Source organism: Heliomicrobium undosum, assembly GCF_009877425.1.
GTDB classification, from domain to species: Bacteria; Bacillota; Desulfitobacteriia; order Heliobacteriales; family Heliobacteriaceae; genus Heliomicrobium; species Heliomicrobium undosum.
This window is the reverse complement of sequence record NZ_WXEY01000053.1, coordinates 1-1,709: the sequence shown is the minus strand read 5'-3', so window position 1 is coordinate 1,709 and position 1,709 is coordinate 1. Positions and strand designations below refer to the sequence as shown.

Annotated in this window: 1 protein-coding gene; it reads right to left on the bottom strand. The window is 31.0% G+C overall.

All coding sequences use genetic code 11. The annotated features are described in order from the left end of the window. Positions 1–31: 31 nt before the first annotated feature. Positions 32–1,519 carry an AAA family ATPase gene (locus tag GTO91_RS17530; protein ID WP_161260004.1) on the bottom strand — a complete coding sequence of 496 codons (1,488 nt, stop codon included), beginning with the start codon at positions 1,517–1,519 and terminating at the stop codon, positions 32–34. Between the last annotated feature and the right edge of the window lie 190 nt (positions 1,520–1,709).

The following is a 1,709-nucleotide window of genomic DNA, read 5'->3' as shown; positions in this document are numbered from 1 at the left end:
TTCCAGAACTGTAGATATGTTCATTTGATTATTACCTCAACTTATTATTTTTCCTATTTCTTCTTTTCTTGATTCCAGCTTTAATTATCATCTCTTGTTCGTTAGCAACTTGGTCAAAGAATTCAGGTGGCCAATTTACAATACCATCATATTCATCAACCAAAACCTCTTCAATTATTGGTCCGTTATTTGAGGGAGATATAAAGTATATACCAATTAACTCAGCTAATTTACCGGTATCATCCTCAACAATTCTGCGAACTAATCTGTTAACTATATGATCACTGTGGGTTTCAATAATTACGTTTTTCTTGGATAATGCTAGACAAATGAAAAAGTCTGCTATTTTCATTTGTAGTTTAGGATGTAAATGGATTTCAGGCTGTTCTAATAATAGCGTACTTAAAGTAGGCATTCGCAATCCTTCTAATACAATCGGAAAAAGCTGGCTAACGCCGAATCCTACTTCAGCAATGTTGACGCTAGCTTTAGAGGAGTTAGAGTCCATATTTAAGTAAATAATTTCATTTTGTTGTTCTGGTTTAAAGTTTTTCACCCCAAATTCATCCATCCATAATGTTACGGCCTCTTGTAGCTTTGTTTTATCTTTTTTAACAAAACCATCAATTTCTTTGTTGTAAAACACATGTTCTTTTAGTAGTAATTCTTCTGTTAAATAAATATATGCAGCATTTTCACCTTTTATACCTATTTCAATTACTTCATTTTCGTAAATATATCGACGTGAAGGTTCCTCTCGTAAGGGACCAACATAAGTAAATGAAGCAAATATTGACTTTAATAAACTTGCGATACTACCCATTGAATACGCAACTGATGGTCTTGAACCGTCATCCCCTGTTTTTACCTTCCAGGTAGATGGTATAAGGTTAGAGAATTCTACACCATACGCTTGTTCACCATGACCCTCACCAAAAAACGTATCAAGATTACTCCAAGTAGTTAAATATTTATTTTCCTCAATTTCCTTAATGACAATGTCTGTTTTTGGCAGAATTTCATTGGTTTTTGTCAACGTTTCAATTCCAAATTCCCATTTTTCTATTTTAGCTGAATGAAATAGTTTTTTGTTTTTTTCTTTTATTGCCTTTAAAGTAATGCCAAAATTAAGTATGTAATTAGCTTCGGGACTATAAAAATTCTTATCGGAGAGCAAAGATCTTAGTTGAGCTGGAATAGGAGGTAAATTTCCAAAACTCCGATGACTGTTAAAATTCTCTTTCTTAAATTTTACTCTAATATTAAATGATACTTTATCATCTGGCCTTTTTCCGTTAATAATATTCTCAAAAGAACCCAAGTGAGCAAATCTTCCATTAAGCAATAAGGTTTGACTGGGATTTTGATTTTCTAATGTTTGTTTTAGCAATAATATACTTTGCATTAATGAACTTTTTCCGCAACTATTTGTTCCGCACAATACTGTAATAGGCTTTAACTTTAGCATGTCTAAATTTTTAAAGGCCTTAAAATTACTTAATGAAATGCTTTCAATCAATTTATATTTTACCTCCGATATTTTTTATCTATATCGTTCTATAAATTTATTAAAAGTCCTTTGTCGAATAAAAACTAATTTTGTCGAAATGTAAGGATAAGTGATTTTGTTAACTTTTGCAAACACGTTTATTGGTTTGATATGTTTATAACGATTTTATTGAACTTGGTTTTACACTGTACATTTATAA